The 24,728-nt window shown below is 59.6% G+C and carries 23 protein-coding genes and 1 pseudogene; 12 read left to right on the top strand and 12 right to left on the bottom strand.

The features are described from left to right. Nucleotides 1-32: 32 nt before the first annotated feature. From ACGYLA_RS09905 to ACGYLA_RS09880, 6 genes are all read left to right on the top strand, one after another. A complete protein-coding gene (locus ACGYLA_RS09905; RefSeq protein WP_233145719.1) occupies nt 33-1,988 on the top strand; it encodes an AMP-binding protein in 1,956 nt (651 codons plus the stop codon). 15 nt (nt 1,989-2,003) lie between these two features. Continuing rightward, the gene (locus tag ACGYLA_RS09900; protein WP_028288586.1) at nt 2,004-2,888 is read left to right on the top strand and encodes a branched-chain amino acid ABC transporter permease; all 885 of its coding nucleotides are present in this window, start codon (nt 2,004-2,006) and stop codon (nt 2,886-2,888) included. 3 nt (nt 2,889-2,891) lie between these two features. Continuing rightward, nucleotides 2,892-3,944, top strand: coding sequence for a branched-chain amino acid ABC transporter permease (locus ACGYLA_RS09895; RefSeq protein WP_027264390.1), 1,053 nt, complete (start codon nt 2,892-2,894; stop codon nt 3,942-3,944). Nucleotides 3,945-3,978: 34 nt separating this feature from the next. Then, nucleotides 3,979-5,217, top strand: a complete 1,239-nt coding sequence (locus tag ACGYLA_RS09890; protein WP_051630972.1) for an ABC transporter substrate-binding protein — start codon at nt 3,979-3,981, stop codon at nt 5,215-5,217. A 61-nt stretch (nt 5,218-5,278) separates the two neighbouring features. Then, nucleotides 5,279-6,070, top strand: coding sequence for an ABC transporter ATP-binding protein (locus tag ACGYLA_RS09885; protein ID WP_028288589.1), 792 nt, complete (start codon nt 5,279-5,281; stop codon nt 6,068-6,070). Between the two features lie 12 nt (nt 6,071-6,082). Beyond that, the gene (locus ACGYLA_RS09880) at nt 6,083-6,871 is read left to right on the top strand and encodes an SDR family NAD(P)-dependent oxidoreductase (RefSeq protein WP_043753691.1); all 789 of its coding nucleotides are present in this window, start codon (nt 6,083-6,085) and stop codon (nt 6,869-6,871) included. A 25-nt stretch (nt 6,872-6,896) separates the two neighbouring features. On the opposite strand, the gene ACGYLA_RS09875 is transcribed toward ACGYLA_RS09880, so the two are convergent. Then, nucleotides 6,897-8,072: a CaiB/BaiF CoA-transferase family protein gene (locus ACGYLA_RS09875; RefSeq protein WP_276155042.1), complete on the bottom strand. Its 1,176-nt coding sequence runs from the start codon at nt 8,070-8,072 to the stop codon at nt 6,897-6,899. A gap of 41 nt (nt 8,073-8,113) precedes the next feature. Here ACGYLA_RS09875 and ACGYLA_RS09870 point away from each other — a divergent pair, with 41 nt between their 5' ends. Genes ACGYLA_RS09870 through ACGYLA_RS09860 form a run of 3 tightly spaced genes read left to right on the top strand, consistent with a single transcriptional unit; the run spans nt 8,114 to nt 11,340 of the window. Further along, nucleotides 8,114-8,902 carry an enoyl-CoA hydratase/isomerase family protein gene (locus ACGYLA_RS09870; RefSeq protein WP_152467123.1) on the top strand — a complete coding sequence of 263 codons (789 nt, stop codon included), beginning with the start codon at nt 8,114-8,116 and terminating at the stop codon, nt 8,900-8,902. A gap of 16 nt (nt 8,903-8,918) precedes the next feature. After that, nucleotides 8,919-10,157 (top strand): thiolase family protein, encoded by a 1,239-nt coding sequence (locus tag ACGYLA_RS09865; RefSeq protein ID WP_152467122.1) that lies wholly within the window; start codon nt 8,919-8,921, stop codon nt 10,155-10,157. 16 nt (nt 10,158-10,173) lie between these two features. Continuing rightward, nucleotides 10,174-11,340: an acyl-CoA dehydrogenase family protein gene (locus ACGYLA_RS09860; protein ID WP_136340189.1), complete on the top strand. Its 1,167-nt coding sequence runs from the start codon at nt 10,174-10,176 to the stop codon at nt 11,338-11,340. A gap of 146 nt (nt 11,341-11,486) precedes the next feature. Here ACGYLA_RS09860 and ACGYLA_RS09855 read toward each other — a convergent pair. Next, a pseudogene (locus ACGYLA_RS09855) lies at nt 11,487-12,008 on the bottom strand (SDR family NAD(P)-dependent oxidoreductase); the annotation flags it as partial. Between ACGYLA_RS09855 and ACGYLA_RS09850 the strand changes: the two are divergent. After that, the gene (locus tag ACGYLA_RS09850; RefSeq protein ID WP_168733229.1) at nt 11,959-12,936 is read left to right on the top strand and encodes an FAD-binding oxidoreductase; all 978 of its coding nucleotides are present in this window, start codon (nt 11,959-11,961) and stop codon (nt 12,934-12,936) included. The pseudogene ACGYLA_RS09855 and the gene ACGYLA_RS09850 sit on opposite strands and share 50 nt — an antisense overlap. Before the next feature lie 225 nt (nt 12,937-13,161). Here ACGYLA_RS09850 and ACGYLA_RS09845 read toward each other — a convergent pair whose 3' ends face one another. The 10 genes from ACGYLA_RS09845 to ACGYLA_RS09800 all read right to left on the bottom strand — a co-directional run bounded on the left by ACGYLA_RS09845 (nt 13,162) and on the right by ACGYLA_RS09800 (nt 22,272). Next, nucleotides 13,162-14,358: a phenylacetate--CoA ligase family protein gene (locus ACGYLA_RS09845; protein WP_232237126.1), complete on the bottom strand. Its 1,197-nt coding sequence runs from the start codon at nt 14,356-14,358 to the stop codon at nt 13,162-13,164. A gap of 27 nt (nt 14,359-14,385) precedes the next feature. Beyond that, entirely contained in the window at nt 14,386-15,195 is an 810-nt protein-coding gene (locus tag ACGYLA_RS09840; protein WP_028095226.1) for an enoyl-CoA hydratase/isomerase family protein, read from the bottom strand. Nucleotides 15,196-15,223: 28 nt separating this feature from the next. Next, entirely contained in the window at nt 15,224-16,375 is a 1,152-nt protein-coding gene (locus ACGYLA_RS09835; RefSeq protein WP_152467119.1) for an acyl-CoA dehydrogenase family protein, read from the bottom strand. Beyond that, nucleotides 16,372-17,496: an acyl-CoA dehydrogenase family protein gene (locus ACGYLA_RS09830; RefSeq protein WP_394374335.1), complete on the bottom strand. Its 1,125-nt coding sequence runs from the start codon at nt 17,494-17,496 to the stop codon at nt 16,372-16,374. The genes ACGYLA_RS09835 and ACGYLA_RS09830 overlap by 4 nt, the downstream gene beginning before the upstream one ends. Then, nucleotides 17,483-17,932: a MaoC family dehydratase gene (locus ACGYLA_RS09825; RefSeq protein WP_136340184.1), complete on the bottom strand. Its 450-nt coding sequence runs from the start codon at nt 17,930-17,932 to the stop codon at nt 17,483-17,485. The genes ACGYLA_RS09830 and ACGYLA_RS09825 overlap by 14 nt, the downstream gene beginning before the upstream one ends. Beyond that, nucleotides 17,929-18,648, bottom strand: a complete 720-nt coding sequence (locus ACGYLA_RS09820) for a transglutaminase family protein (RefSeq protein ID WP_152467118.1) — start codon at nt 18,646-18,648, stop codon at nt 17,929-17,931. Before ACGYLA_RS09820 ends, ACGYLA_RS09825 begins: the two co-directional genes overlap by 4 nt. A 63-nt stretch (nt 18,649-18,711) precedes the next feature. Next, nucleotides 18,712-19,848: a CaiB/BaiF CoA transferase family protein gene (locus tag ACGYLA_RS09815; RefSeq protein WP_394374334.1), complete on the bottom strand. Its 1,137-nt coding sequence runs from the start codon at nt 19,846-19,848 to the stop codon at nt 18,712-18,714. 10 nt (nt 19,849-19,858) lie between these two features. After that, on the bottom strand, nt 19,859-20,716 hold the full coding sequence (locus ACGYLA_RS09810) for a MaoC/PaaZ C-terminal domain-containing protein (protein WP_172975947.1): 858 nt from the start codon (nt 20,714-20,716) through the stop codon (nt 19,859-19,861). Nucleotides 20,717-20,739: 23 nt separating this feature from the next. Beyond that, nucleotides 20,740-21,891, bottom strand: a complete 1,152-nt coding sequence (locus ACGYLA_RS09805; protein WP_152467116.1) for a thiolase — start codon at nt 21,889-21,891, stop codon at nt 20,740-20,742. Nucleotides 21,892-21,894: 3 nt separating this feature from the next. Beyond that, entirely contained in the window at nt 21,895-22,272 is a 378-nt protein-coding gene (locus ACGYLA_RS09800) for a Zn-ribbon domain-containing OB-fold protein (protein WP_152467115.1), read from the bottom strand. Nucleotides 22,273-22,376: 104 nt separating this feature from the next. Here ACGYLA_RS09800 and ACGYLA_RS09795 point away from each other — a divergent pair, with 104 nt between their 5' ends. Then, nucleotides 22,377-23,522: a CaiB/BaiF CoA-transferase family protein gene (locus tag ACGYLA_RS09795; protein WP_152467193.1), complete on the top strand. Its 1,146-nt coding sequence runs from the start codon at nt 22,377-22,379 to the stop codon at nt 23,520-23,522. Nucleotides 23,523-23,552: 30 nt separating this feature from the next. Continuing rightward, nucleotides 23,553-24,719: a CaiB/BaiF CoA-transferase family protein gene (locus ACGYLA_RS09790; RefSeq protein ID WP_152467192.1), complete on the top strand. Its 1,167-nt coding sequence runs from the start codon at nt 23,553-23,555 to the stop codon at nt 24,717-24,719. The last annotated feature ends 9 nt before the right edge of the window (nt 24,720-24,728 follow it).

Here is a 24,728-nt window from a genome sequence, read left to right as displayed (position 1 = left end):
AACGGACAGCAATGGTCTTTTCGGACCCAGCAGTGACACATAGCGAAACCCTGCCGCAGGTTTTGCTCGCGCGAGCGACATCCACACCGACCAACCTCGCCGAACGGCACAAGCGCCTGGGCATCTGGCGTGAATTCACCTGGGCCGATGTTCTTGACAGGGTTCGCGCCCTGGCTCTCGGGTTGGAGAACCTGGGCTTGTCGGCTGGCGAATCCGTCATGATGATTGGCGAAAACGAACCCGAACATTTCTGGGCTGAATACGCCGTCCAGTCGTTAGGCGGCAAAGTCCTGTCTGTCTATCCGGATCAAAACGCTGAAGAGATTCTGTATCTGGCCGAAGACTCGCAAACGCGGATTTTTCTGGCGCAGGATCAGGAGCAGGTCGATAAATGCATCGAGATTGCGGGCAAGTACTCGGGCGCCCTGGCGGTCGTTTACTGGGACGATTCCGGTCTGTGGGGCTATGATCATCCCCTGTTGCATTCGTTTGAAAGTGTGAGCGCGGCAGGGCGTCAGATCCACGCCAAGGAACCCGCCAGATTTGAAGAACACGTAAAACGTGGACGGGCGGACGATACCGCCTTGCTGTCCTATACCTCGGGTACCACGGGAAAACCCAAGGGCGTTGTCATCAGCCATCGCTACCTGTTCGACAATTGCTCGCGGGTGATGGGGGCAATCGAAATCGCGCCGGGCACCGAATACCTGACCTACATTTCGCCGGCCTGGGTCACGGAACAGATTTTCGGCCTGTCGATCGGTTTGATCGCGCCCATGGTCGTCAATTTCCCCGAAGGCCCTGAAGACGTACTGACCAACATTCGCGAACTGGCGGTCGACGCACTGGTGTTCAGCCCGCGCCAGTGGGAAAATCTCGCCTCCATCGTTCAGGCCCGGATGCTGGGGGCGGGCAAAATCCGCAATGCGATGTACAACTGGGGCATGAAGGTCGGCCACGACGTTTATGTGGAACGGCTGGAGGGGCGTAGCCCCAGCCTTGCCGCACGCCTGCAGCTTCCCTTTGCCGAAGCTCTGGTGCTGCATCACCTGCGCGACAATCTTGGCCTTGGTAAGGCCAAAAACGCAATGAGCGGCGGCGCCCTGATGGCACCTGACGTCTTTCGTATGTTCCACGCGATGGGGGTTAAGCTGCGCAACGTGTATGGCGCGACCGAAATCGGCCTTCTGACCGCGCATGTCGGCGAAAGCTATCAGCTGGAAACCAGCGGCAGCTGGATGCAAAGCAACACGAACTACGGCGAACCGCTGGAATACAGGGTCTCGGACGAAGGGGAGCTTCAGGTGCGTGGCGGATCGGGCTTCGGTGGCTATCACGGCAAGCCCGAAAAGACCGCAGAGGAATTGACCGAAGACGGTTGGTACAAGACCGGTGACGCGGTGTCGATGACCGACGACGGCGAGCTTTTGTTCTTTGACCGTGTCAAGGATATGCGCCGCCTGGCAAATGGGCACAGCTATCCGCCGCAATTCATCGAAACGCGGTTGCGGTATAGCCCCTTCATCAAGGATCTCATGACCTTGGGCGACGAAACCCGGAGCTTCGTCAGCGCGCTTATCAATATCGATATGGAAGTTCTCGGGCGTTGGGCGGAAGAGAACAAGATCAGCTTTTCGACCTACACCGATCTCTCGCAGAAACCCGAAGTTCTGGACCTTATCAAAGGCGAAGTGGCGCGCATCAATGCGCTCCTGCCCGAAGGCTCGCGCGTGGCACGTTTTGCGAATTTTCCCAAGGAACTCGACCCGGATGAAGGCGAGTTGACCCGCAGCCGAAAGCTTCGCCGGGCCTTTCTGGAGGAACGGTATGCCAAGCTCGTCGAGGCGATCTATGCTGGCGATGACGAGACAGATCTCGAAATCGCTGTGACCTATCAGGACGGCCGTCAAGGCGTTCTCAAGACCACGGTTCGCGTGTCGGATGTTGAAAACGCATCGAAGGCTGCCAAGCGGCAGTCCAAATCTTAAAGGAGGTCGGCGACAATGGTCTATTTCATCAATGACATCATTACCGGGGCTTTGATCGGCCTTCTGTATTCGCTGGTGGCCATGGGCTTTGTTGTGATTTACCGCGCCAGCAAGGTGTTCAACTTCGCGCAGGGCGAGCTTGTGATCATCGGCGGGTTCATCGTCTGGTTCACAACGATGCAAGCGGGGCTTAGCCTTTGGTTGTCGATACCCCTTTCGCTGGTTCTGGCCGGGCTGGTCGGGTACGCAATCGAACGGATTTTCCTGACAAAGCTGATCGGTGAATCGGTTTTCTCGATGGTCATGGTCACCGTCGGCCTTTTGATCCTGCTGCGCGGTTTGGTGCTGCTTGTGTTCGGTCCCGCGGTAAGACCCTTCCCGATCATTTTTCCGCTGAAACCCTTGTTCCTCGGCGATATGTTGATCCCGATGAACCTCCTGATAGGTGGGATCATCACCATTGTCGCGGCCGTCGGCCTGTCGTGGTTCTTCAACCGGACCCGGTCCGGCCTCCGTATGACCGCTGTGGCGGAGGACCACGTCGTAGCTTCCTCGATGGGCATTTCGGTGAAAGGCTCGATTGCCGTTGCCTGGGTTCTCGGGGCAATCCTGTCCACAATTGGTGCGATGATCTTTCTCAGCGGCAAATCGCTGACCTTCCTGGCCTCGGATATCGGGTTCGCGGCCCTGCCGGTGGCGCTCTTTGCCGGGCTGGAATCCATCGGCGGGCTTATCTTGGCAGGAATAATCATCGGCATCGCGCAGAGCTTGACCACCAACTACCTTGATCCGTTGATCGGTGGCTCGCTCGGCAGTGTCGTTCCATATATCATAATGCTTGCCATTCTGCTGATCCGGCCGACCGGCCTGTTCGGCTGGCGCACAATCGAACGGGTGTAATCCATGGATCCTTCTGGCGTATTCCCGACAAGCTATCGCAGTGACAGACGTTTGATCCGAACGCGCTGGCAGTTTCTGGCCCTCGTCGTATTCATGGCTCTACTGCTGTTGGCGCCTTACCTGGTGAGCAGCCGTATCATCGCTATCCTGAATATGATGATGATCAGCGCCGTCATCGCCGTCGGGCTTCAGATCTGCACCGGCTATGCGGGCCAGATCAACCTGGGTCAGGCGGCGTTCATGGGGGTCGGCGCCTATACGGCCTCGATACTGGCCTCGAAGACCGGCCTTACGTTTCTGCTGACCATTCCTCTGGCCGGGCTCTCGGCTGCGCTGTTCGGCTTTCTCTTTGGCTTGACCGCGGCGCGGATCAAGGGGTTCTATCTGGCACTGACCACGATTGCAGCTCAGTTCCTGTTCCACTTTGCCGTATTGAACCTGCCGTCAACCTGGCTGGGTGGGTCGAACGGTATCACCGTGCCCCCGGCCGAGCTTTTCGGGCTGCGATTTGTCAGCGAATCTTCGCAGTTCTATCTGAATTTCGCCGTGACCGCGATCATGGTGGCGGGCGCGTTCGGGATCGTTCGGTCACGCTTCGGCCGTGCCTTCGTGGCGGTCAGGGATGATGACGTGGCCGCGGGTATAATGGGGATCAATGTCGCGGCCACAAAGGCAAATGCCTTCCTGATCGGCGCTTTCTATGCGGGCGTCGGCGGGGCGCTTTGGGCCTATCTGATCCGCTTCGTGGGGGTAGACCAGTTCACCCTGTTTCACTCGATCTTCTTCGTCGCGATGATCATCGTCGGCGGGATGGGTTCAATCGTGGGGGCCCTGATCGGCGTCTTCATTATCCGCATCATCCAGGAAATTATCGCGACGGTCGGCCCCAATATCGCCGACTCGGTATCATTCCTTGGCGGTGACATCGTGTTCGCTGGCATGAATGTCGTTCTTGGCGGCGTGATCGCATTGTTTATGATCCTCGAACCCAAGGGGCTGATGCACCGCTGGAACATCCTGAAGTCGTCATACCGTATCTGGCCGTTTCCTTACTGAGAAATAGAGCGGCTCTAAACCTGGGAGGAAGAATATGACTTACCAATCGAATCGAGGTCTTCGCGGCTTACTGGCAGCGGCTGCCTTGGCGGCCGCGGCGACCATGCCTTTGAAGGCGCAGGCCGAAGAGACCTATAATCTCGCCCTGCTGTCGGACTTTTCCGGCCCTTATGCTGACATCATGCCCATCCTGGCAGGCGGACGCGAAGCTGTGTTCACCTGGTGGAATGAAACCCGCGGCAAGGAACTTGGCGTCACGCTGAACTACAAAAACTACGAAACCCGCTATGACGCGGCACAGGTGGCAAGTCTCTGGCCCGGGATCAAATCGGAACTGGACCCGATTGCGGTTGTCGGCCTCGGCGGGCCTGACGTCGCGGCCCTTTCCGAACGCCTGCCGGAAGACAAAATCCCGATGTTCATGGCCACAGCGGCCTACGGTTTTGCCTGGCAACCGGATGCCTGGATTTTCAACCCACGCCCGACCTATTCGCACGAAAGTGTCGGCTTTCTGAACTGGATGCGTGAACAGCGCGGAGGAGACGAACCGCTCAAGGTTGCGATCCTCGCCTCCGAAGCATCGCCTGCCTATGTCGACATGGCAAAGGGCCTTGAACTCTATGCCGAAGAGCACCCCGAGGAGATCGACCTCGTCGAGGTCATCTATACCGAAGTTCAACCCACCGATCTGACGGGGCAAATGCGCCGCGTTGTACGAGCCGGGGCCGAGGCGCTGGTAATCCAAACTAACACCTCTATCGTGGTTGCCGCGAAACGTGGGCTGCAGGCCAACGGGGCGAACATCCCGATCATGATGAGTTCGCATAACGGGCTTCCAGCCTCGGGTGGCGCGCTTGGCGGGCTTGAGCAAATGGAGGGGGACTTTGAAGCCTACGGCATGGCGATTGCGGCCGATGAGGACACTCCCGCGCGACAATTCTACGAGACATTGGTTGCCGATTACGGACTCGAAGCACCTTGGAACGTCGTGACCGCAATGGGCGTATCTCAGGGTCTCTATACCGTGACCGTGATCGATCACGCGATCGAGGCGAACGGCGCCGAGGGCCTGACCGGAGAGATGGTACGTGAGGCGCTTTTTGCCAAACCGATCACCACCGAAGAAACCCATGGGTTCCTGCCGACCTTGTCCTTTACGCCAGAAGCACCGTTCCCATTGGAAGGCCTCAAAGTGAATGTGGGCACCGTCAAAGATGGGAAAATCACCATCGCGGCAACGGGTGTCGACGTTCCGCAAGTTGAGAAATGGTGAATTAATCCGGGCGCCGCAGTCGCGGCGCCCGTTCTGATCCTTAGCCCCGGGCAATATGACCATGCTGGAACTCAACAACGTAGAGGTGACATATTCCGACGTCATCCTGGCGCTCAAAGGCGTGTCCATGACAGTCCGTGCGGGACAATGTGTTGCTCTGCTCGGTGGCAATGGCGCAGGAAAAAGCACGACGCTTAAAGCCATCTCGGGAACGCTCAAATCCGAGGATGGAACCGTTTCGGCGGGGTCCATCGTTCTGGACGGAACTCCCATTCAGAACATGGAAGCCTCGGAAGTCGTGAAGAACGGTCTCATCCATGTGATGGAAGGGCGGCGCGTTTTGCGGCATCTGACGTCAGAGCAAAACCTGATCGTCGGCGGGCACATGGTGCCCAACTCCGCCGAGCTGAAAAAGCGCCTGGACCATGTTTACACCTTGATGCCCCGGCTTGCGGACCTGCGCAACCGCACCTCTGGCTTCATGTCTGGTGGCGAACAACAACTGCTGCTGATCGGCCGGGCCATGATGGCCAGCCCCAAGATCATCGCGATCGACGAACCGTCGTTGGGATTGGCCCCGATGATGATCCGGGATGTTTATGAAGTGCTCAAGCAGCTCAAGTCAGAAGGCACGACCTTCTTCCTGGTCGAACAAAACAGCGCCGCGGCGCTATCGATCGCCGACTATGCCTATGTGATGGAGAACGGCCGGATCGTGATGGACGGCCCTGCCGACAAGCTTGCTGACAACGAGGACATCAAGGAATTCTATCTCGGCGTCACCGCATCGGGCGAGCGCAAAAGCTATCGAGATATCAAACACTATCGCCGCCGGAAGAGATGGCTGGGATAGAAAGGAACGAAGATGAGTAACCTGCTTTCCATCAAAGGTCGTACCGCATTTGTAACCGGAGCGGGGCAAGGCGTTGGTCGGCAAGCCGCGCTTTATCTGGCGGAACACGGAGCCGGTGCCATCGTTGTCAACGATTTTCACGCCGAACGGGCCGAAAGCGTTGCCGCGGAAGTGGAGGCAGCGGGTGCAAAGGCTCTGCCACTCGCCTTCGACGTCTCGGATTTCGACGCGGTTGGCGCGGCGTTTGCCGAAACGCAGACCACATTTGGCGGCGTGGATATTCTGGTCAACAATGCGGGCAACGCCGGGCCGACATCGCGGCTCGACGATCTGGTCCCTTTTTGGGAATCCGATCCCGACGAATGGCGCCGCTGGATGGCCACCAATTTCGATGGGGTGCTGAACTGCACCCGTCACGCCATGCCGTTGATGGTTAACAGTGGCTATGGGCGCATTGTGACCGTCATTTCCGACGCCGGCCGTGTCGGTGAACCGCATCTGGCGGTTTATTCCGGGGCCAAGGCCGGTGCGGCCGGCTTCATGCGGGCAATTGCAAAGGCCGGCGGCCGGTTCGGGATCACCGCGAATTGCGTCGCCTTGGGGGGCACAAGAACTCCGGCTGTCGCCGACCTGATCCCGGATGCAGAGACCGAGAAGCGGGCATTGTCGCAGTACGTGATCCGCCGTCTGGGCGAGCCGGAAGACCCCGCCGGAATGATCCTGTTCCTCTGCTCGGATGCTGCCAGCTGGATCACCGGTCAAACCTATCCGGTGAATGGCGGGTATTCTTTTGCCTGCTAGAGCCGCCATCGGACGGCTGCCGCCTCTAGTTGGAGCTGTCCGAAAAAACGCTGTCATTATCTGCCCCGAGCTCGGGGGGCAGATCCGGTATCGCGGTTTCGAAACCATCGAATTTCAACGGCTGGACAATAAAAGTCTCGGCCTTGCCGCCGTCATGCGTAATCTTGCGCAGCAGCTGGCGCGCACGCACATGGGGGTCGTCCAACGTTTCGACCAGGGAATTGACCGGACCCCATGGCACCCCCGCCTTATCCAGAAGGTCGCCCCATTCGGCGCGCGTCTTGTTGACCAAAATCGCCGCGATTTCTTCGCGCAGCGCGGCCTTGCGGGCGACACGGTCGCGGCCTGTCAACGGCGCAAGATCCGCCCTGTTGATCACATCGCAGAACGGTTTCCAGAACCAGTCCTCATGCGCGATGGACAAGGTCAAGAGCTTGCCGTCTTTGCAGGTGAACACGCCATAGCCCGGCTCGGCGATAAATTCGCCCAGCGGTGTTCCATTGGCGGCGGGAACGAGGAATGCGGTCAACATCGAAACCACCGCATCCGACATGGACACGTCCACGTAACGCCCCTGCCCTGTGCGCTGGCTCGACACCACCGCCGACAGGATTGCGATCGCCGCGAACAACGCCGCGCCAACATCCGCAAGGGGGATCGGCGGCACAGGGCCGGGCTGCTTTGCATCGGCCTGATCGGCCAGCAAACCGCCAACCCCTTCATAGCTCAGGTCATGGCCAGCCCTGTCACGATAGGGGCCGTCCTGCCCGTAACCCGAAATCGATACATAAACCAGCCGCGAGTTGACACGACGCATGTCCTCGAAACCGGCACCCAAGGCCGCAAGCTTGCCAGGGCGGAACCCTTCGACGATGACATCCGATTCCTTGGCCAGTTCGCGAAACCGTGCCAGCCCCTCGGCCGATTTCAGATCCAACGCAACGCTGCGCTTGCCTCGGTTCAGTGCCCGGAACAAGGGCGGAAATTGCCGGGCCGGATCGCCGACACCCGGTCGTTCGATCATGATCACCTCGGCTCCCATGTCGGACAACAGCATTGTGGCATAGGGACCGGGAAACTGTTCGGCAAGGCTGAGAATTTTCAGGCCGGCCAGGGGTGTAGTGCTCATATCAATCTCCAGCTCTTTTGTTTTCCACGTGCGGGTCCGCCCGAGTGCAGCGCAAATCGCCGCAAAAGACAAGGCGAAAAACCAATAATATGTATAATTATCAGGAGCTTAGCATGAGTGAAGCAAAGCAGACGCTATTCGTTGAGCGGGTCGAAAAAACTGAATGGATTACCTTCCAGCGCACCGAACAGCTCAACGCAATGTCAACGCAGATGCTGCGCGAGATGGCGGCAGCACTGGAATCGGCGCTGGCCGACGATGGGGTGCGTACAATTGTCCTGACCGGCTCTGGCCGGGCATTCTGCGCCGGTGCCGATCTGAAAGAAGTTGCTGGCGCCAAACATGCACCAGGCGAGCCGGATCTTCTGGATCTTGTCGATCACACGTTTGGGCTGATGCGACATGGCCCGAAACCGGTGATCGCCGCAGTGAACGGGCTGGCGATGGCGGGCGGTTTGGAAATGGTGATGGCCTGCGATCTGGTCTTTGCCGCCGAAAGCGCGCAACTGGGCGACGCACATTCCAACTTTGGCGTCTTTCCCGGGGCCGGCGGTGCGGCGATCCTGCCGCGTAGGATTGGCCTGAACCGCGCGAAATACCTGCTGTTCTCGGGCGAGAACGTTTCGGCACGGGACATGATGGACTGGGGACTGGTGAACAAGGTCGTCGCGGACGAAGACCTGCGACAAGCGGTGCAGGCCTTTACCGACAGGCTGGCAGAAAAAAGCCCGGCGGTCTTACGCCGCATGAAGACGGTTGCCAATCGGTCGCTGGACGTGGACGAAACCGCCGCGCTTTCCGAAGAGATGCTGAACCTGCGCGCGCACATGCGATCCTGGGACATGCACGAGGGTCTGTCGGCGTTCAATGAAAAACGAAAACCGCAGTTTCGCGGATACTAGGTCAGGAGGACAAACGATGCAGGACATTTACATCGTTGGCGTCGGGATGACGCCGTTCGGAAAGTTCCGGGACAAAACCATCAAGGACATGACCGGCGAGGCCGTCGCCGCCGCGCTTTCCGATGCCCGAGTGACGGCAGATCGTATCGACGGCGCATTCTTCTCGAACGCGGTGCAGGGCCACATGGAGGGCCAGCACATGATCCGCGGCGAAATCGCGCTGCGTGAAATGGGCATTCAGGGCATTCCGGTGGTGAATGTCGAAAACGCCTGCGCCAGCGCCTCGACCGGGTTCAAACTGGCAGTCGATTTCCTCAAGGCCGGCAATGGCGACTGCTGTCTCGCCGTGGGCGCCGAAAAGATGTATTCTGACGACCGTGCGTTGATGTTTTCGGCCTTCGACAGCGGCTGGGACGTCAGCAACAGCGAAGAGGTCGCGCAACGGCTGGCCGATCTGGGTGCAGGGGTCGAGGAACCCGAAGGATCGAAATCGCCCAAGCCCTACAGCGTGTTCATGGATGTCTACGCAGGCTTCGCCCGGCTGCACATGAAGACCTTTGGCACAACTCAGGAACAGTTCGCCGCCGTCGCCGCCAAGAACCATGCGCATTCCGTGCATAATCCACTGGCGCAATACCGAGAAGCCATGAGCGTCGATCAGGTATTGGCCGCGCCGCCGATCACCTATCCGCTGACCCTGCCGATGTGCGCCCCGATCTCGGACGGGGCCGCTGCGGCCGTTTTATGCACCGGCGAGGGGATAAAACGTCTGGGCCTAGATCCCGCGCGCGCGATCAAGGTCAAGGCCGCGATCCTGCGCTCGGGCACCGATCGTCCGCCGGAAGATTACAAGAACCACCTGACCCGGCTTGCCGCGCTTGAGGCCTATGAACAGGCCGGGATCGGCCCCGAGGATATATCGGTGGCCGAAGTGCATGACGCCACGGCCGTGGGCGAAGTGATCCAGATCGAGAACCTCGGATTTGTCGAATTCGGCGAGGGCGGTCCCGCCAGTCTGCGCGGCGAGACAAAGATCGGCGGACGCATTCCGGTGAACCCCTCGGGCGGGTTGGAATCCAAGGGCCACCCGGTCGGTGCCACAGGGATAGGGCAGGTTTTCGAACTGGTCACGCAACTGCGCGGCGAAGCTGGCGCGCGCCAGGTCGAAGGGGCAAAGAATGCCATCGCCGAAAACGGCGGGGGGTTGCACGGGGTAGAAGAAGCGGCCGCCTGCGTCATCATTCTGGGCCGTTGAAACAAGGAGACGAACCATGGAAAACGTGATCGCCGCCGCTCAGGCAATCTATACAGATGAGCAACGCATGTTGCTGGAAAACTTCCGCAAGATGGCCGAGGCAGAGTTCGCGCCGCTGGCCGAGAAATACGAGAACCTCGGCCACCCCCCCGATGCGAAAACCCTGAAGTCCCTGTTCGCCAAGGTCGAGGAATTCGGGCTGATCAGCGGCCTGATCCCCGAAGAGGAAGGCGGTGCCGGAATCGACCGCATGACCTATGGCATCCTATACGAGGAACTGGCCCGGATATGGGCCGATCTGGCAATCGCGGTGCTGATTCAGGGTCATGCCGTGTTCGCGGTCAACCTCTTGGGAAATGTGGCGCAGAAAGAGGCCTATCTGAAGCCGCTCCTGCGCAGCGAACGGATCTGTGCCACCTGTATTTCCGAACCAGAGGTCGGTTCGAACGTACGCGAGGTCAAGACACGTGCGGACCGAGAGGGCGATAAGATTTTCGTCACTGGCCAGAAGCTCTGGATTTCCAATGGGGCCCAGTCGGATTTCGCCATCGTTGTCTGCAATCTGGACGACGGTATTTCCATGGTCATCGTCGACCGCGACACCGGCAACTATGAGAGCCGCGAATTGCGCAAGATGGGACTTGTCGGTGCATCGACCTGTGAATTGTTTTTCGACCGGGCGGAAACCACCGCCGAGCATGTTCTGGGTAATGCAGGCGGCGGCCTGTTCCAGACGTTGAAACTGTTTGAGAGCGCGCGTGTGTTTGTTGGCCTGACCAGCATCGGCATTGGTCAGGCGGCATTGGAATGTGCGGTCAAATATGCCCAGGAACGCGAGCAGCATGGCAAGCCGATTGGCGGGCACCAGTTGATTCAAGGCTACCTGGCCGACATGGCCACGCACCTGGATGCCGCGCGCCTGTTGTGCCAGCGCGGGCTGCAACTTCTGGACCTGGGCGTGCGCTGTGACACCCAGACCTCGATGGCGAAATGGTATGCAACCGAAATGGCCGTCGAAATCGCCGGCAAAGCGGTGCAGATCCACGGCGGCAACGGCATCACCAAAGAGTTCGACGTTGAACGGCACTTCCGCAATGCAAAGGTCATGCCGATTCCCGATGGCACCACCGAAATCCAAAAACTGGTCATCGGGCGCAACCTGACCGGGCTTAACGCGTTCTGAAATCGTGACTCTAAGAATTGCGGCCGGGGATTCCCGGTCGCCTTATCGTAGGCCCCCGGTCCGGGGGGGGCGGCCAACGGATCATGCCCCAACCGGCGCTGCGGGACGCGTTTGATCAATGCCTGTCCCGCGTCAGTGGCAAAAAACTCACGGTTCAGGTCGGTTTCGATATAACCGGGGCAGATGGCATTCACCCGGATGCCATGCCGCGCCCATTCAAGCGCCAGAGACCGGGTCAGTTGAATCAGCCCTTCCTTGGACGCGGCATAGGCGGACACATGGCTGGCCACCCGTGTGCCCAGAAACGAGGCGACATTGACGATACAGCCCCCGCGTCCGGCATCAATCATCGCTTTGGCGGCGATACGTGCGACATGAAATGCGCCCTTGAGATTTGTGTCTATGATCGCGTCGATTTCGGCCGGCCCGTGTTCCAATGCGGGAAGAGATGCCGTCGTTCCGGCATTGTTGATGACAGTGTCAAAGACCCGTCCCTTCAGCGCGGCTTCCACCGACTTCGGGTCCGCCACGTCCATCTCTATCACATCGGCCTGCCCCCCTTCCGCCGCTATCTTTGCGGAAAGCTCAGACAAGCGGGCGACGCGGCGGGCGGCCAATGTGACGTCGACATCCTGCCCCGCCAGCAGTTCGGCGAAATGCTCGCCCAATCCCGAAGATCTGGCGGACGACTATCAATTCATCCCGGGCCAGTACGTCACGCTGCGCCGTGCCGATGATATCGATGGTGTGCGGCGATGCTATTCGGTCAGCTCCGGCCGAGACGATGGCGAGTTGCGCGTTCTGGTCAAGCTGCTGGAAGGCGGAGCGTTTTCCTCTTTCGTTCATAGCGAACTGCCACCGGGCACCGAACTTGATGTCATGACGCCCGAAGGCACATTCGGATCAAAGATACGACAAGGCGGACCACGCACCTATCTCGCCCTGGCCCCGGGCAGTGGAACTACTCCAATCATTTCGATCATCCGCTCGGTGCTTGCCACCGAGGCCGGGGCCAACTTCATCCTTTTTTACGGCAGTCGAACGCTAAGTTCCATCATCTTCCGCGACGAATTGAACGATCTCAAGGATACCTATCCCGGACGGTTCTCTCTTTTTCATACACTGACGCGCGAAGGCACCGATTCCCCACTATTCTCGGGCCGGCTTGATGCGGAAAAGCTGCGCAAGTTCTCCGGTGCCCTGTTCGCTCCGGCAGAAATAGAAGATGCTTTTCTTTGCGGCCCCGCCGAGATGATTCAGGAACTCAAGACCGCGCTCCGCGACCTAGGCGTTGAAGAGAACCGTTTTCATGACGAGCTGTTCGCTCCCGCCGATGCTGACAATACCGCCACCGTCACGCTTGCGCCGCTTACGGCGGAAGCCGCCACTGGAGAAGGAGTTCAGGTCACGGCGATCCATGATGGCACCGCCCGCAGCTTTGTGATGACACCTGATCAGGAAAGCGTGGTCTCCGCCGCCGCAGCAGGTATCGAACTACCCTATTGCTGCAAGGGCGCAATGTGTTCCACCTGCCGCGCCAAAGTTATCGAAGGCGAGGCAGAGATGACGCTGAACTATGCTTTGGAGCCTTGGTAGTTGAAGGAGAACTTTGTCCTGACCTGCCAGGCCCGTCCGAAAACCAAAAAACTGACAGTCGATTTCGACCACGTTTGACCTGTGCCGCTTTCCGCGACACCCCACGGGCGCGCGGGGCCGGGATCCCCAAGACCTTCGCCAAGTTGAAAGTCTTGGGTCCACGAAAACCCGCGTGCCAGTGTCGGCTAAAAGGTCGGATTCAGGCAAAGCGCACAGAACCCGATCTCAGCGGTCTTTTTGGTTGACGATCAGTTCTGCATTTTCGGGTAGTTCCGAAACAATGTTCACCTCGTCAGCACGAATTCGTGCATGCAGTTTGAAGGTATCAGCGGCGGCTGCTTCTGCGGCGGAAGCGTCGGCACCGTCTTCCAGCACAAGCGAGAGGCGGATCATGTCGCGATCGTTCTCGCGCGTTACCACGGCCTGCGCGGCCTTTGCGCCCGGCGTGCCGATGACAACTTCTTCAACCACGCGCGGATAAACGAAAATCTCGCGCACTTTGACCGCTGCCCCGACCCGTCCCTGCAATGCTGAAATCCGGCTGACGGTGCCATCCGCGTTGCTTTCCAGGGCAAAGGCGCTGTCGCCGGTGCCGAACCGGATCATCGGCCAGGTGGCATCGCGCGCGGTCACGACAACCTCGCCAGGTTCGCCATGAGCGACCTGTTCGCCGCTGACCGGATCGCAGATCTGCACCACGCGGTCGGGATGAACCAGGTAGCCTTCGCCGCCATCCTCATAGGCGACAAGGCCCAGATCGGCGGTGGCATAGGCGGCCCAGGTGGACACGCCGTATTCGGCCTCGATCCGGCGGCGCTTGGCCATCCAGTCGCCCATCTCACCGCCGAGGAAGGCTGTCTTCACCTTCCATGCGTCGCGGCCATAGGTTTCGATCACCTTGTCCGCCAGCGTCAGGAAAAACGCGGTCGAAGCGCAGATCGAAGTCACGCCGGTTTCGGCGATGATCTGTGCCTGAAGCTCCGTATTGCCGACGCCTCCGGGGATCACCGTGGCGCCTGCGGCCTGTGCCGCTTCGTCGAACAAAAGCCCCGCGGGCACCAGATGATACATCCAGGTGTTCAGGATGATATCCCCCGGCCCCACGCCTGCCGCCTTGAACAGCCGGTCAAGGCCGTGGCCGCCACCGTCCGAAAGGGCCGGTTCGAAAATCGGGCCGGGGGACACGTAGATCCGCCCGACATCCTTCAGATCCGAGGCCAGGAACCCGCCAAAGGGCGGGTTCTCGCGCTGGATCTTCAGAAGCTCTTCTTTTTTCATCACTGGAAGACGCGAGAGGTCCGCCACCGATGTGACAGCTGCCGGATCGAATCCGGCAGCCGTAAATCGCGATTTCAGGCCAGGAGCTTTTTCGGCCGCAGCGGCATAGGCTTGAGCTATATCTTTGTAGATATCATCAGACATTTCCATGCCTCCTCGTCCAATCGGGCGTTAAAGCGGGCAGTCCTTACGGAAGTTCGGCGCGCGCTTCTCGCGGTGCGACAACACACCTTCCTTGACGTCCTCGCTCATGAAGCCAAGCATCTCCAGCGCGGTCGACGCATCAAAGATCGGCCCGGCCTGGCGCAGCCAGTTGTTCAGCGAATACTTGGTCCAGCGAATCGCGCTTTGCGAGCCGTTGGCCAGTTCGACGGCTGTATCCAGCGCGATCTGCTGCAGCTCGTCATCCTCGACGCACATTGATACCAGACCGATACGCTCGGCCTCTTCGCCCGACACCGGCTTACAGGTCATCAGATAGTATTTCGCCTTGGCCATCGAGGTCAGCAGCGGCCAGATAATCGCCGCGACGTCACCGGCGGCAACACCAAGGCGGGGATGACCATCGACAATCTTGGCCTTCTTTCCGGCGATCGAGATGTCGGCCAGGATGGCAACCACAAGGCCTGCGCCGGCCGCTGGGCCATTGATCGCGGAAATGATCGGCTTGTTGCAGTTGATGATGTTATAGACGAGATCCTTGGCTTCTTTCCACGTCTTCATGATCTCGTGCGAATTGCCAATCATGTTTTCGATCAGGCTGAAATCACCCCCGGCGGAAAATGCCTTGCCCGCACCGGTCACGATGACCGAATTGATGTCTGGGTCACGGTCGATATCGATCCACATGTCCGTCATCTGAGTGTGGGTTTCGGCATCGACCGAGTTGAATGTCTCGGGCCGGTCGAACGTGATGCGCAGGACGCGATCCGCCGGGTAGTCAAATTTCAGTTTATCGTATTTTGCATAACGATCCGACATGGTTCTATTTCCTCCGTGGGGTATTGAGTCAGCCAGGCAGTCCCAGGACGGCCTTGGACAGGATGTTTCTTTGGATTTCGTTCGATCCACCGTAGATCGTGGTAGGTCTGGCCTTGTAGAAACTCGCCAGAACATCGACACTTACGTTGCCGACCTGAAGCGGCCCGATGGAGCCGCCATCGGGACCGGCTGCTTCGATCATCAGCTCGGTGATGCGCTGGAAGCATTCAGTCACCCAAATCTTCAGCATGGACACATCCGCACCGAGCGTCTCGCCACGTTTGAGCTGATCTGCAAAACGGGCATAAAGCGCGGCATGATCTTCCACATCCAGTGCCGCCTGGGCAAAGCGGTCACGGAACACCGGATCGTCAAACGCGCCACGGCCACGGGCAAAGCTTTCAAGCTGTCCCAGAGCGTTCTGGGCCAGACTTGGCGAACCGATGAAAATGCGTTCGAAGCTCAAGAGAGCCTTGGCCATCGTCCAACCCTTGTTCAGCTCGCCCACGAGGTTCTCGCGGGGCGTCCGTGCATTGTCAAAGAAGACCTCGCAAAACTCGGTCTCGCCCGACAGGGTCGTGATGGTGCGCACCTCGACTCCGGGTTGATCCATCGGAGCGAGCAGGAAACTGATGCCCTGCTGTTTCTTCGGCGCATCGGGATCGGAGCGCACCAGCATGAAAATATGCGTGGCGTCATGCGCCATCGTGGTCCAGATCTTCTGTCCGTTGATGACAAAGTCGTCGCCGTCAATCTCTGCGCGTGTGCGCAGGTTCGCCAGATCGGACCCGGCGCCGGGTTCCGAATAGCCCTGACACCAGATATCTTCGCAACTCAGGATACGCGGCAGCCAGTAATCTTTTTGTTCCTGGGTGCCGAATTTGATGATCAGCGGCCCGACCATCTGCACGCCCATGTCGCGGCCGCGATTGACGCCCCAGCGCTGCTGCTCTTCGTAAAAGATCAGCAACTTGGCGGCGTTCAGCCCCATACCGCCGAATTCAGCGGGCCAGGCTGGCGCGACCCAGCCCTTGGCGTGAAGCTTGCGGTGCCAATGTTCGATCTCGGCGAACTTCGGTCGGTGCGGCAGGTGACGCAGCTCCTCGGGATATTCCGCCTCGAAGAACTGGCGCACTTCTTTGCGGAACTCTGCATCGGTCATAGCGTTCCAGTCGGTCATTGTGCTGCCCCCTCTGCTTCGCGTGCCTCGAACCATATCCGCCTGTGATAGGCATCGTCGCCCAACCAGGCCGACAGCACCAGCGCCCGGTTCAGGTAGAGCCCGATATCGAACTCATCCGTGTACCCGACGGCCCCGTGCAGCTGGATGGCGTCGCGGGTGATTTTCTTGGCGGCCGTGACGGCGCGCGCTTTGGCGCGGCTGGCAATCGGGGCCCGAACCTTCGGATCGGTTTCGATGTCCATCTGCGCAAGCGCCTCCCGCACTCCGGCCTGCGCGACCTCGCACATCACGTTGAGGTCGACGGCACGGTGCTGGATGACCTGGAATGATCCGATCGGCTTGTCGAACTGCTCCCGCGTCTTGATGTAGTCGAGCGTGATCTCGAAGGCGCGCTCGCTCAGGCCGACAAGCTCGGCCGCGGCAAGCGCCGTTGCATCGGCGACAGCCTCGGCCAGTGCAGTGAGAACCGCACCGCTGCTGGCCAATTCCGCGGCCGGAGTTCCCGAAAACGAAAGCTCGCCCAGAGAGCTGCCATCCGCCTGCGTCCGCTTGTCGATGACAAGCCCCTGCGCGTCTGCCTCAGCCAGAACCAGAACCGGACCATCATCCTGTTCGGCCACGACAAGGAACCCGTGCGAACCGATCGCACCGACGACCCAGGCCTTGCTACCGGTCAGCTTTCCGTCCGCGTATCGGCAGGTCGCATCGGCAGGCGCCCCGTCGGGGCCGCGTTCCTGCCAGGCAACCGCCAATGAAATTTCGCCGCCGATGAGCTGTGCCATCTTCGGATGATCCGGACAAAGGCGGCGCAGAAGGCCGAGGCTCAGACCGATCGTCGACACGACCGGTTCCGGCGCAATCACACGGCCGACTTCCTCGGCGATGACACCCCCGGCGGCTAGGCCCATGCCAAGCCCGCCCTGATCTTCGGGCACCGCCACGCCGAAAACACCGGCCTCGGCCAGTTCCCGGACCATCTCCGGATCGAAACCGCCCCCGGCATCACGGAGTTGTCGGGCTCTGTCACTTCCGCCCGCCCGTTCAAACAACGTGCGCACGCTCTCGCGCAACAGGCGAAGGTCTTCTTGTTCGCTGGAAAGGATATCAGTTTGTGTCATTTTGTTTTCGCTGGATCATCACGGGGGTGTCGGTCGAAAAAACGACCTCGCCCTCGGGGTTTCTGGCGCTGAGCGTATAGTGCAAAACACCTCTGTCGGGCTTGCTTTTTGACGGTGTGACCGAGTTGACCGTCAGTTCGACATCAAGGGGTTCGTTCGGGTGCACAGGCCGCAGCCAGCGCAAATTGTCAAAGCCCATGCCGCCGATATTGGCAACATCGACCATCATCTCGGTCATGACCGGCTTGAACACCTCAAGCATGGTCTGAAAGCCCGAGGCGATCAGGCTGCCATGTATGGCGGTTGCATAGTCTTCATCGGTGTGCAGCCGCTGCGGATCCCATTCCTTGGCAAAGGCCTTTATTGAATCCGCGCTCATCGGAGCGCTGCGAAAGCGATAGACTTGGCCCGGCGAGAAGTCTTCCAGATACCTCAAGAGGCACCCTCCTTTGCGAAACCGTCATCGTATCCGCTCGCATCCTTGGATATTCGGATGCGGTTGAATTCTTCCAGCTTCGGATAGGTTTGCTTGAACGCCACCAGGAACTCACCCATCGGCGCGTCGAAATAGAGACCACGGTCGTTCACATATTCCATGTGCCGGTGATTCTGTTCGTCGAACTCATGAAAGAGCGCGTCGTGATAGCCGTCGAAGACCAGGGGTTTGACCCCGAATCTTTCACACAGTTCCATGTTGAATGCAGGTGTCACCTTGTAGGCCTCATTCCCCAACCACAGCTGAACATAGCCGTGGTAGATAAAGAGATCGGTCCCCATCAACTCCTGCAACTTGGGTGTATTCAGGTGGTTGCGCACATCCGCGAACCCCAGAGCGGCAGGGATACCCACAGCACGCAAACAAGCCGCCAGAAGAATTGCCTTGGGAACGCAAAACGCCGCTTCCGCCCCAGCGATACGGCTGGCACGGTAAGAGTCCTCATCCAGCGCAAAACAATAGGGATCATAGCGAATATCGTCGCGCACCGCTTCGAACAGGCGGATCGCCTTATCTCGATTGGTTGCGCCCACAGGAAGATCACGCAAAGCCGATGTCACGAAACCCTGCACTTCCAAGCTATCGCTTTCCACAAAGCGCGATGGCATGACATAACGCTCAGCTTCAGTCGGCAGGTCATCGTCAGACTTGTCCATTGGACCCTCCTTTTTTCTAACAATTGTTAGATTACCGATTCAAAACCTGCCCGTCAACGGGATTTACTCTGTCTTTGGTTGGTCCAAGCCATAACGCGTATTGTCTTCGCCCAGAGTGGCTGCAACTCCGACCGAATTTCCGGAAGAACGGAACTCCGGGGCAATTGGCAGCGGCAAAGCGGGCGCGTCCCGGCCGGAGATTTTTACGGTCCGCCCGAACACGTCACGCGCTTTGAAATGCGGGCCACGCGCCGCCTCGGCGGGCGTCTTCACGACCGAACAGCAGCAATCTGCCGCAGCCAGCAAAGGCTCCCAATGGGTCGAGGGGTGTTCCCTCAGACGACGTGCAACCTCTGCGGCACAGGCATTTGGATCGGACCAGTCATCGCGAAGGGCCACCGGCAAACCAATGACATCGCAGAACGACTGCCAGAACTTTTCTTCCAACGCGCCGACGGCGATCTGACGCCCGTCCGCAGCCGTATAAAGCCGATAACGGGCCAGGCCACCCGTCAGACGGCTGCAACCGCTTTCGATGTTCTGCCCGGCAATCACACCTTCGGCATGGGCCCAATAGGCAAAGGCGAACGCCCCCTCGGCCATTGCGATATCCAGATGCATCCCCTGCCCGCTTGCCTGCCGCGCAATCAGGGCCAGCAGGATATTCATCACCGCAGGATAGGTTCCGCCTCCGATATCGGCGACCAGCCCGAACGGGGCTGTTGGCTGGTCATCCGGTCCGCGACTGAGCGACAGGATACCCGCATCACCGACGTAGTTGAGATCGTGGCCGGCGGCGCTGGCCTTTGGTCCGGTCTGGCCATAGCCGGTGATCGAACAATAGATGAGACCGGGATTGATCTTTCGCAACGCTTCATAACCAAGCCCCAGCCGGTCCATCACGCCGGGACGAAACTGCTCTACCAGAACATCGGCCTTCTCGATCAAAGGGCGCAGACGTTCCACTGCGCCCCTTGACTTGAGGTCGATGGCCACCGATCGCTTGCCGTGGTTCAACACGGCAAATCCGATGCTCTCTCCGTCGATCCTGGGCTCGGTTTGGCGCGCGTCCTCGCCGACTCCGGGCCGTTCGAACTTGATCACTTCGGCGCCGGCCTCGGACAGCATGAGCGTCGCCATCGGACCGGGAAGAAGGGTGCTGAAATCCAGCACCAGGATATCCTTGAGAGGTTGAGCCATCTTCATTGCCTCAGGCGAAGCGCGCTGCGCCGTTGTTCAGAACAACCACGTCGCGTGCAGGAATAGACGCTCGAAACCGGACCTCGCCGTCCTCTTCCCAGATTTCGAACCGCACGGTTTCGCCGGGATAGACCGGAGCCGAGAACCGAACATCCAGACCGACAAGCCGGGCAGAATCATAGTCAAGCAACGTCTTTAGAATCGCCCGGGCCGCCAGCCCATAGGTCGCCAGACCATGCAGGATCGGGCGGTCGAACCCGACAGAACGGGCCACATCCGGGTCAGCGTGAAGCGGATTGAAATCACCGCTGAGACGATAAATAAGGGCTTGGCGGGGCAGGGTATCGATATCACATATGTGATCAGGCGCCCGGTCAGGTAGCACTGCGGGTGCCGGACCTGCCTGGTTCTCACCGCCGAACCCCCCATCACCGCGACAGAAAGCCGACATCGCCACGCGCGCCAGTTTTTCACCGCTGTCCGCGTCGATAATATCACGGCTTTGGTAAATGACGGCTCCCTTGCCCTCGCCCTTGTCGGCGATGAAGTCGATCTTGCTGCGGCCGACAATCCGGCCATGTGTCGGCAGCGGCTTGTAGATGTCGAGCCACTGTTCTCCGTGCAGCACTTTTTGCCAGTTTACGCCGGTCTTGGGATCGCGCAGCCAGAAGCCGGGATACCCCAAAATGACCGCCATCGAGGGAACTGCCTTGAGCCCGTCCTCATAGACATAGGCCAGCTCCTTTTTGTCGGTCGGATCCTCGCCGAACCCAAGGCCGAGTGCATACAGGATGGTATCCCGCTCGGTCAGCGTCTGTTCGATTTCCTCAAAGTCCCAGTTCGACAGTGCCTCGAAATCCAATGGCATTTACTTTCCTCCCTTAGTTGCCGTCAGAGCGTGTTTTGCGATCCAAGTATCGCCGTGACCTGGCTGGACAGCACACCGCCGTTGCCATGCGCCAGCGCCAGGTCGATATCCTTCGACTGAATGCCCGGCGCGTCGCCACGGATCTGACGAGCAGCCTCGATCACTGTGAAGATGCCGTACATCCCGGGGTGCACGCAGGACAGGCCGCCGCCATTCGTGTTCACCGGCAAGACGCCGCCAGGCGCGATGCGTCCGCCCTCGACAAAGGCCCCTCCCTCGCCCTTGGCGCAGAACCCAAGATCTTCGAGAAACAAAATCGTGTTGATGGTGAAGGCATCATAGAGCTCGACCGCCTGGATATCCGCAGGGGTCACTCCGGCCGCCGCAAAGGCGCGCGCGCCCGAGTCGCGGGCCGCGGTCACGGTGAAATCCTTCATCTGGGAAATCTGCCGGTGCGAGCTTGCCGTCGCACTGCCCAGCACATAGACAGGCACCTTGGGGAAATCCCGTGCGCGGTCCGCGCGGACCATCACGATCGCGCCACCGCCGTCGGTGACAAGACAACAGTCGCGCACGGTCAATGGATCGCCCACCATGCGCGCGCCCAACACGTCTTCTCGGGTCAGCGGGCCGCGCTCGAACGCTTCGGGGTTGTGTTGTGCCCATGCCCGCGCAGCAACGGCCACGTCGGCCAGCTGCTCTCGGGTGGTGCCATATTCATGCATGTGCCGGGCTGCGGCCATCGCATAGGCCGAGATCGGATAGCGCGGATTATATGGCGCCTCGTAGGCCGGCGGACGTGAAGCGGTCACGAGTCTGCCCGATGCGGTGCGCTGGTTGGAGCCATAGACGATAAGAGCGACATCACACAGACCGGCATCAAGCGCCATGGTCGCGGACGTCAGGTAGTTTACGAAGGACGAACCGCCCGACATCGTGCCATCAATGAAACGGGGCTGGATGCCCAGATACTCCGCCGCCATAAGCGCCGGCATGCTGTCTTCCATCATGGTGCAGAACAGCCCGTCGACGTCGGACAGTTTCAGCCCGGCATCGCCAAGCGCCGCAAGCGCAGATTGCGCCATGACATCATAGGCCGTCAGGCCATGGGCTTCTCCGAAACCGGCATGACCGGTTCCCACGATGGCGGATTTCCCCCGAAGTTCTGTGGTCATGACTTATACCTCCGACGGCTTGAAGAGCACGGCCGGAACACCCTCGGCCTCGCCCACGAAAGCGGTTACAGCCATGTCGATGGCGACCTCACCCGGTGCAATGTCTTCGACCCGGCTCATCATTCGAACGCCCTCTTGAAGCTCGACCATGCACACGTTGTAGTCGCCACCGCGGTTTTGGCTGCGGCGCACGACGGTTGTGGTGTAGACCCGTCCCTTGCCGGTGGCCTGCTTCCACGAAATCGCGGCGCCATGACAATGTGGACACAGGACTCGCGGGAAAAAGTGATAGGCCCCGCAGTCGTCGCACTTGGGCAGCAGGATCTCTCCCTCTGCCAGCGCGCGTTGGAAAAGCTGGTCTGGTCCTTTGGCATCCTGCATAGGCGTTCTCCTTCAAGCGACCCAGTCTTTGTTCAAGCGTATTGATAATCTTTCTAACAATTGTTAGATTTAGTCAACCTTTCAGGATCAATTGAGAGAAACTCATGTCAGGTTCAGACTTAGCCCCCCTTTCCGGCAAACTCGTCGTTGCGCTGGAACAGGCAGTCGCTGCGCCTTTTTGCTCCTCGCGGCTGGCCGACGCCGGCGCGCGCGTGATCAAGATCGAACGCAAGGGCGCAGGCGATTTCGCCCGCGCCTACGATACCGCCGCCAACGGTGAAAGCGCCTATTTCACATGGCTGAACCGAGGCAAAGAATCGGTCGCCTTGGACATTAAAGCCGACGAAGACCGTGAAATCCTGCTCAGGATGCTGGAAAACGCAGATGTGTTTATTCAGAACCTGCTGCCGGGCGCGCTGGCCAAGCTGGGGCTCGATTCCGCGAGTCTGCGAGAGAGCTTCCCGCGTCTAGTGACCTGCGACATCACCGGATATGGCGAAGACGGCCCGATGCGCAACGCCAAGGCCTATGACCTTCTGGTGCAATGCGAGAGCGGTCTGGCATCAGTGACCGGTACACCCGACGGACCAGGACGGGTGGGCGTGTCGGTCTGCGATATCGCCACCGGTATGACAGCCCATGCTGGAATCTGCGAAGCACTTGTCGGGCGTGATCGCACCGGCAAGGGCAGCGGCGTTTCCGTGGCAATGTTTGATGTGATGGCCGACTGGATGTCGGTTCCACTGCTGTATCACGATTACCTTGGCAAGCCGACACCTCGTGTCGGACTGAACCACACGGTCATTTGCCCGTACGGGGCCTATGAATGCAAGGACGGTCAGCTTGTCGTCATTACCGTGCAACACAACGGCGAATGGCAACGGTTCTGTGAACACATACTGGGCGATGCGGCTTTGGCAACCGACCCCCGGTTCCATGACAACACGTCGCGAATTGAAAACAAACCCGCGCTCGAAGTTCTCATCAAGGACGTGTTCGCCTCGCATGACCGCGCCGAGATGCTGAAGCGGCTTGACGCTGCGGGCATTGCCTCGGGCGCGGTGAACGACGTGGCGACCCTGTCCGGTCACCCCCAGCTTGACCGGTCCGTAATTCGCACGCCTTCCGGTGAAATCAACGTCCCGACCCCCCCGATCCGGCGCAGCCTCGGCGAAACGGCACTGGGCCCCTGCCCGGCCTTCGATGCGCAAGGCAAGGCCCTTCGCGCCGAGTTCGGCCGTTGTTCATAAAAAACGGTAGGCAACTAAGTGGACAATCAAATGACCGATGAGAACAATCCGGCGATCCTTCAAGACGTGAAGATCGTCGATCTGACTTCTGTAGTTTTCGGACCTTTGGCGACGCAGATGCTGGGCGATCTGGGGGCCGATGTGATCAAGGTGGAAGGCCCCGAGGGCGATCTTCTTCGCCAGGTCCAGCCATCGCGCAACAAGCTGATGGGGGCCGCTTTTCTGGGGACCAACCGTAACAAGCGCAGTGTCGTACTCGACCTCAAAACACAAACCGGTCTCGATCAGTTGCGCAAACTGCTCATCGATGCCGATGTGATGATTTCGAGCATCCGGCCTGCGGCGCTTGCCAGATTGTCTTTGGATCCCGAAACCCTGCGCCAGGAAAACCCGAACCTGATCACGGTATCCGCCACCGGTTTCGGACAGGACGGGCCCTATGCCGCCAAGCCAGCATTCGACGATTCCGTCCAGTCGGTGTCGGGATTGGCCAGCCTGGCAACCTTGCGCGACCCCGAGGCACCGCCCGCTTATGCCCCGACAATTCTGGCCGACAAGCTTGGCGGCGTGACCGCCGCCTATGCCGTGATGGGCGCCCTGTTCCACCGCGAGCGTACGGGACAGGCCCAGCATGTCGAAGTTCCGATGTTTGAGACGCTGGCCGCCTTCCTGCTGGCCGAACACATGGATGGCGCCACCTTCGAGGAGACTCCGCAGGATTTCGGCTATGCCCGCATGCTGGTTCCGCACCGGCGTCCGGTTCAGACCGCAGATGGCTACATCACCATTCTGCCCTACACCAACGTGCAATGGGCGCGGTTCTTTCAGGCGGTCGGGCGCGACGACATGATCGACCATGTCTGGGTCACTGACATGGATGCCCGAAGCCGCAACATCGGCGCAGTATACGATATGGTGGCGCAGATTGCGCTGACCCGGACCACAGATGAGTGGCTTGACCTCATGGAGCAGGCCGACATACCCGCCATGCCAGTGCGCAACCTGTCAGATTTGCCGAACGATCCCCATCTTGCCGCAACCGGGTTCTTTCAACGGATTGATCACCCGACCGAAGGTGCGATCTGGACGACACGCCCGCCGGCTCGCTTTTCGGCGACCCCTGCGCGACATGATCATCGCCCGGCCCCGCGACTTGGGGAACACAGCGACGAAATTCTGGGACCGGGCAGGGAATAGCCCCACCCG

It is taken from the genome of Sulfitobacter sp. 1A13679 (assembly GCF_043557115.1).
Taxonomy (GTDB): Bacteria; Pseudomonadota; Alphaproteobacteria; order Rhodobacterales; family Rhodobacteraceae; genus Sulfitobacter; species Sulfitobacter faviae.
This window is presented reverse-complemented; position numbering and strand designations above follow the sequence as displayed.

Bases quoted from the DNA above. Each gene is read 5' to 3' on its own strand.
- ACGYLA_RS09900 (WP_028288586.1), top strand. From the start codon at position 2,004: ATGGTCTATTTCATCAATGACATCATTACCGGGGCTTTGATCGGCCTT.
- ACGYLA_RS09895 (WP_027264390.1), top strand. From the start codon at position 2,892: ATGGATCCTTCTGGCGTATTCCCGACAAGCTATCGCAGTGACAGACGT.
- ACGYLA_RS09890 (WP_051630972.1), top strand. From the start codon at position 3,979: ATGACTTACCAATCGAATCGAGGTCTTCGCGGCTTACTGGCAGCGGCT.
- ACGYLA_RS09885 (WP_028288589.1), top strand. From the start codon at position 5,279: ATGCTGGAACTCAACAACGTAGAGGTGACATATTCCGACGTCATCCTG.
- ACGYLA_RS09880 (WP_043753691.1), top strand. From the start codon at position 6,083: ATGAGTAACCTGCTTTCCATCAAAGGTCGTACCGCATTTGTAACCGGA.
- ACGYLA_RS09870 (WP_152467123.1), top strand. From the start codon at position 8,114: ATGAGTGAAGCAAAGCAGACGCTATTCGTTGAGCGGGTCGAAAAAACT.
- ACGYLA_RS09865 (WP_152467122.1), top strand. From the start codon at position 8,919: ATGCAGGACATTTACATCGTTGGCGTCGGGATGACGCCGTTCGGAAAG.
- ACGYLA_RS09860 (WP_136340189.1), top strand. From the start codon at position 10,174: ATGGAAAACGTGATCGCCGCCGCTCAGGCAATCTATACAGATGAGCAA.
- ACGYLA_RS09845 (WP_232237126.1), bottom strand. From the start codon at position 14,358: ATGTCTGATGATATCTACAAAGATATAGCTCAAGCCTATGCCGCTGCG.
- ACGYLA_RS09840 (WP_028095226.1), bottom strand. From the start codon at position 15,195: ATGTCGGATCGTTATGCAAAATACGATAAACTGAAATTTGACTACCCG.
- ACGYLA_RS09835 (WP_152467119.1), bottom strand. From the start codon at position 16,375: ATGACCGACTGGAACGCTATGACCGATGCAGAGTTCCGCAAAGAAGTG.
- ACGYLA_RS09830 (WP_394374335.1), bottom strand. From the start codon at position 17,496: ATGACACAAACTGATATCCTTTCCAGCGAACAAGAAGACCTTCGCCTG.
- ACGYLA_RS09820 (WP_152467118.1), bottom strand. From the start codon at position 18,648: ATGGACAAGTCTGACGATGACCTGCCGACTGAAGCTGAGCGTTATGTC.
- ACGYLA_RS09815 (WP_394374334.1), bottom strand. From the start codon at position 19,848: ATGGCTCAACCTCTCAAGGATATCCTGGTGCTGGATTTCAGCACCCTT.
- ACGYLA_RS09810 (WP_172975947.1), bottom strand. From the start codon at position 20,716: ATGCCATTGGATTTCGAGGCACTGTCGAACTGGGACTTTGAGGAAATC.
- ACGYLA_RS09805 (WP_152467116.1), bottom strand. From the start codon at position 21,891: ATGACCACAGAACTTCGGGGGAAATCCGCCATCGTGGGAACCGGTCAT.
- ACGYLA_RS09800 (WP_152467115.1), bottom strand. From the start codon at position 22,272: ATGCAGGATGCCAAAGGACCAGACCAGCTTTTCCAACGCGCGCTGGCA.
- ACGYLA_RS09795 (WP_152467193.1), top strand. From the start codon at position 22,377: ATGTCAGGTTCAGACTTAGCCCCCCTTTCCGGCAAACTCGTCGTTGCG.
- ACGYLA_RS09790 (WP_152467192.1), top strand. From the start codon at position 23,553: ATGACCGATGAGAACAATCCGGCGATCCTTCAAGACGTGAAGATCGTC.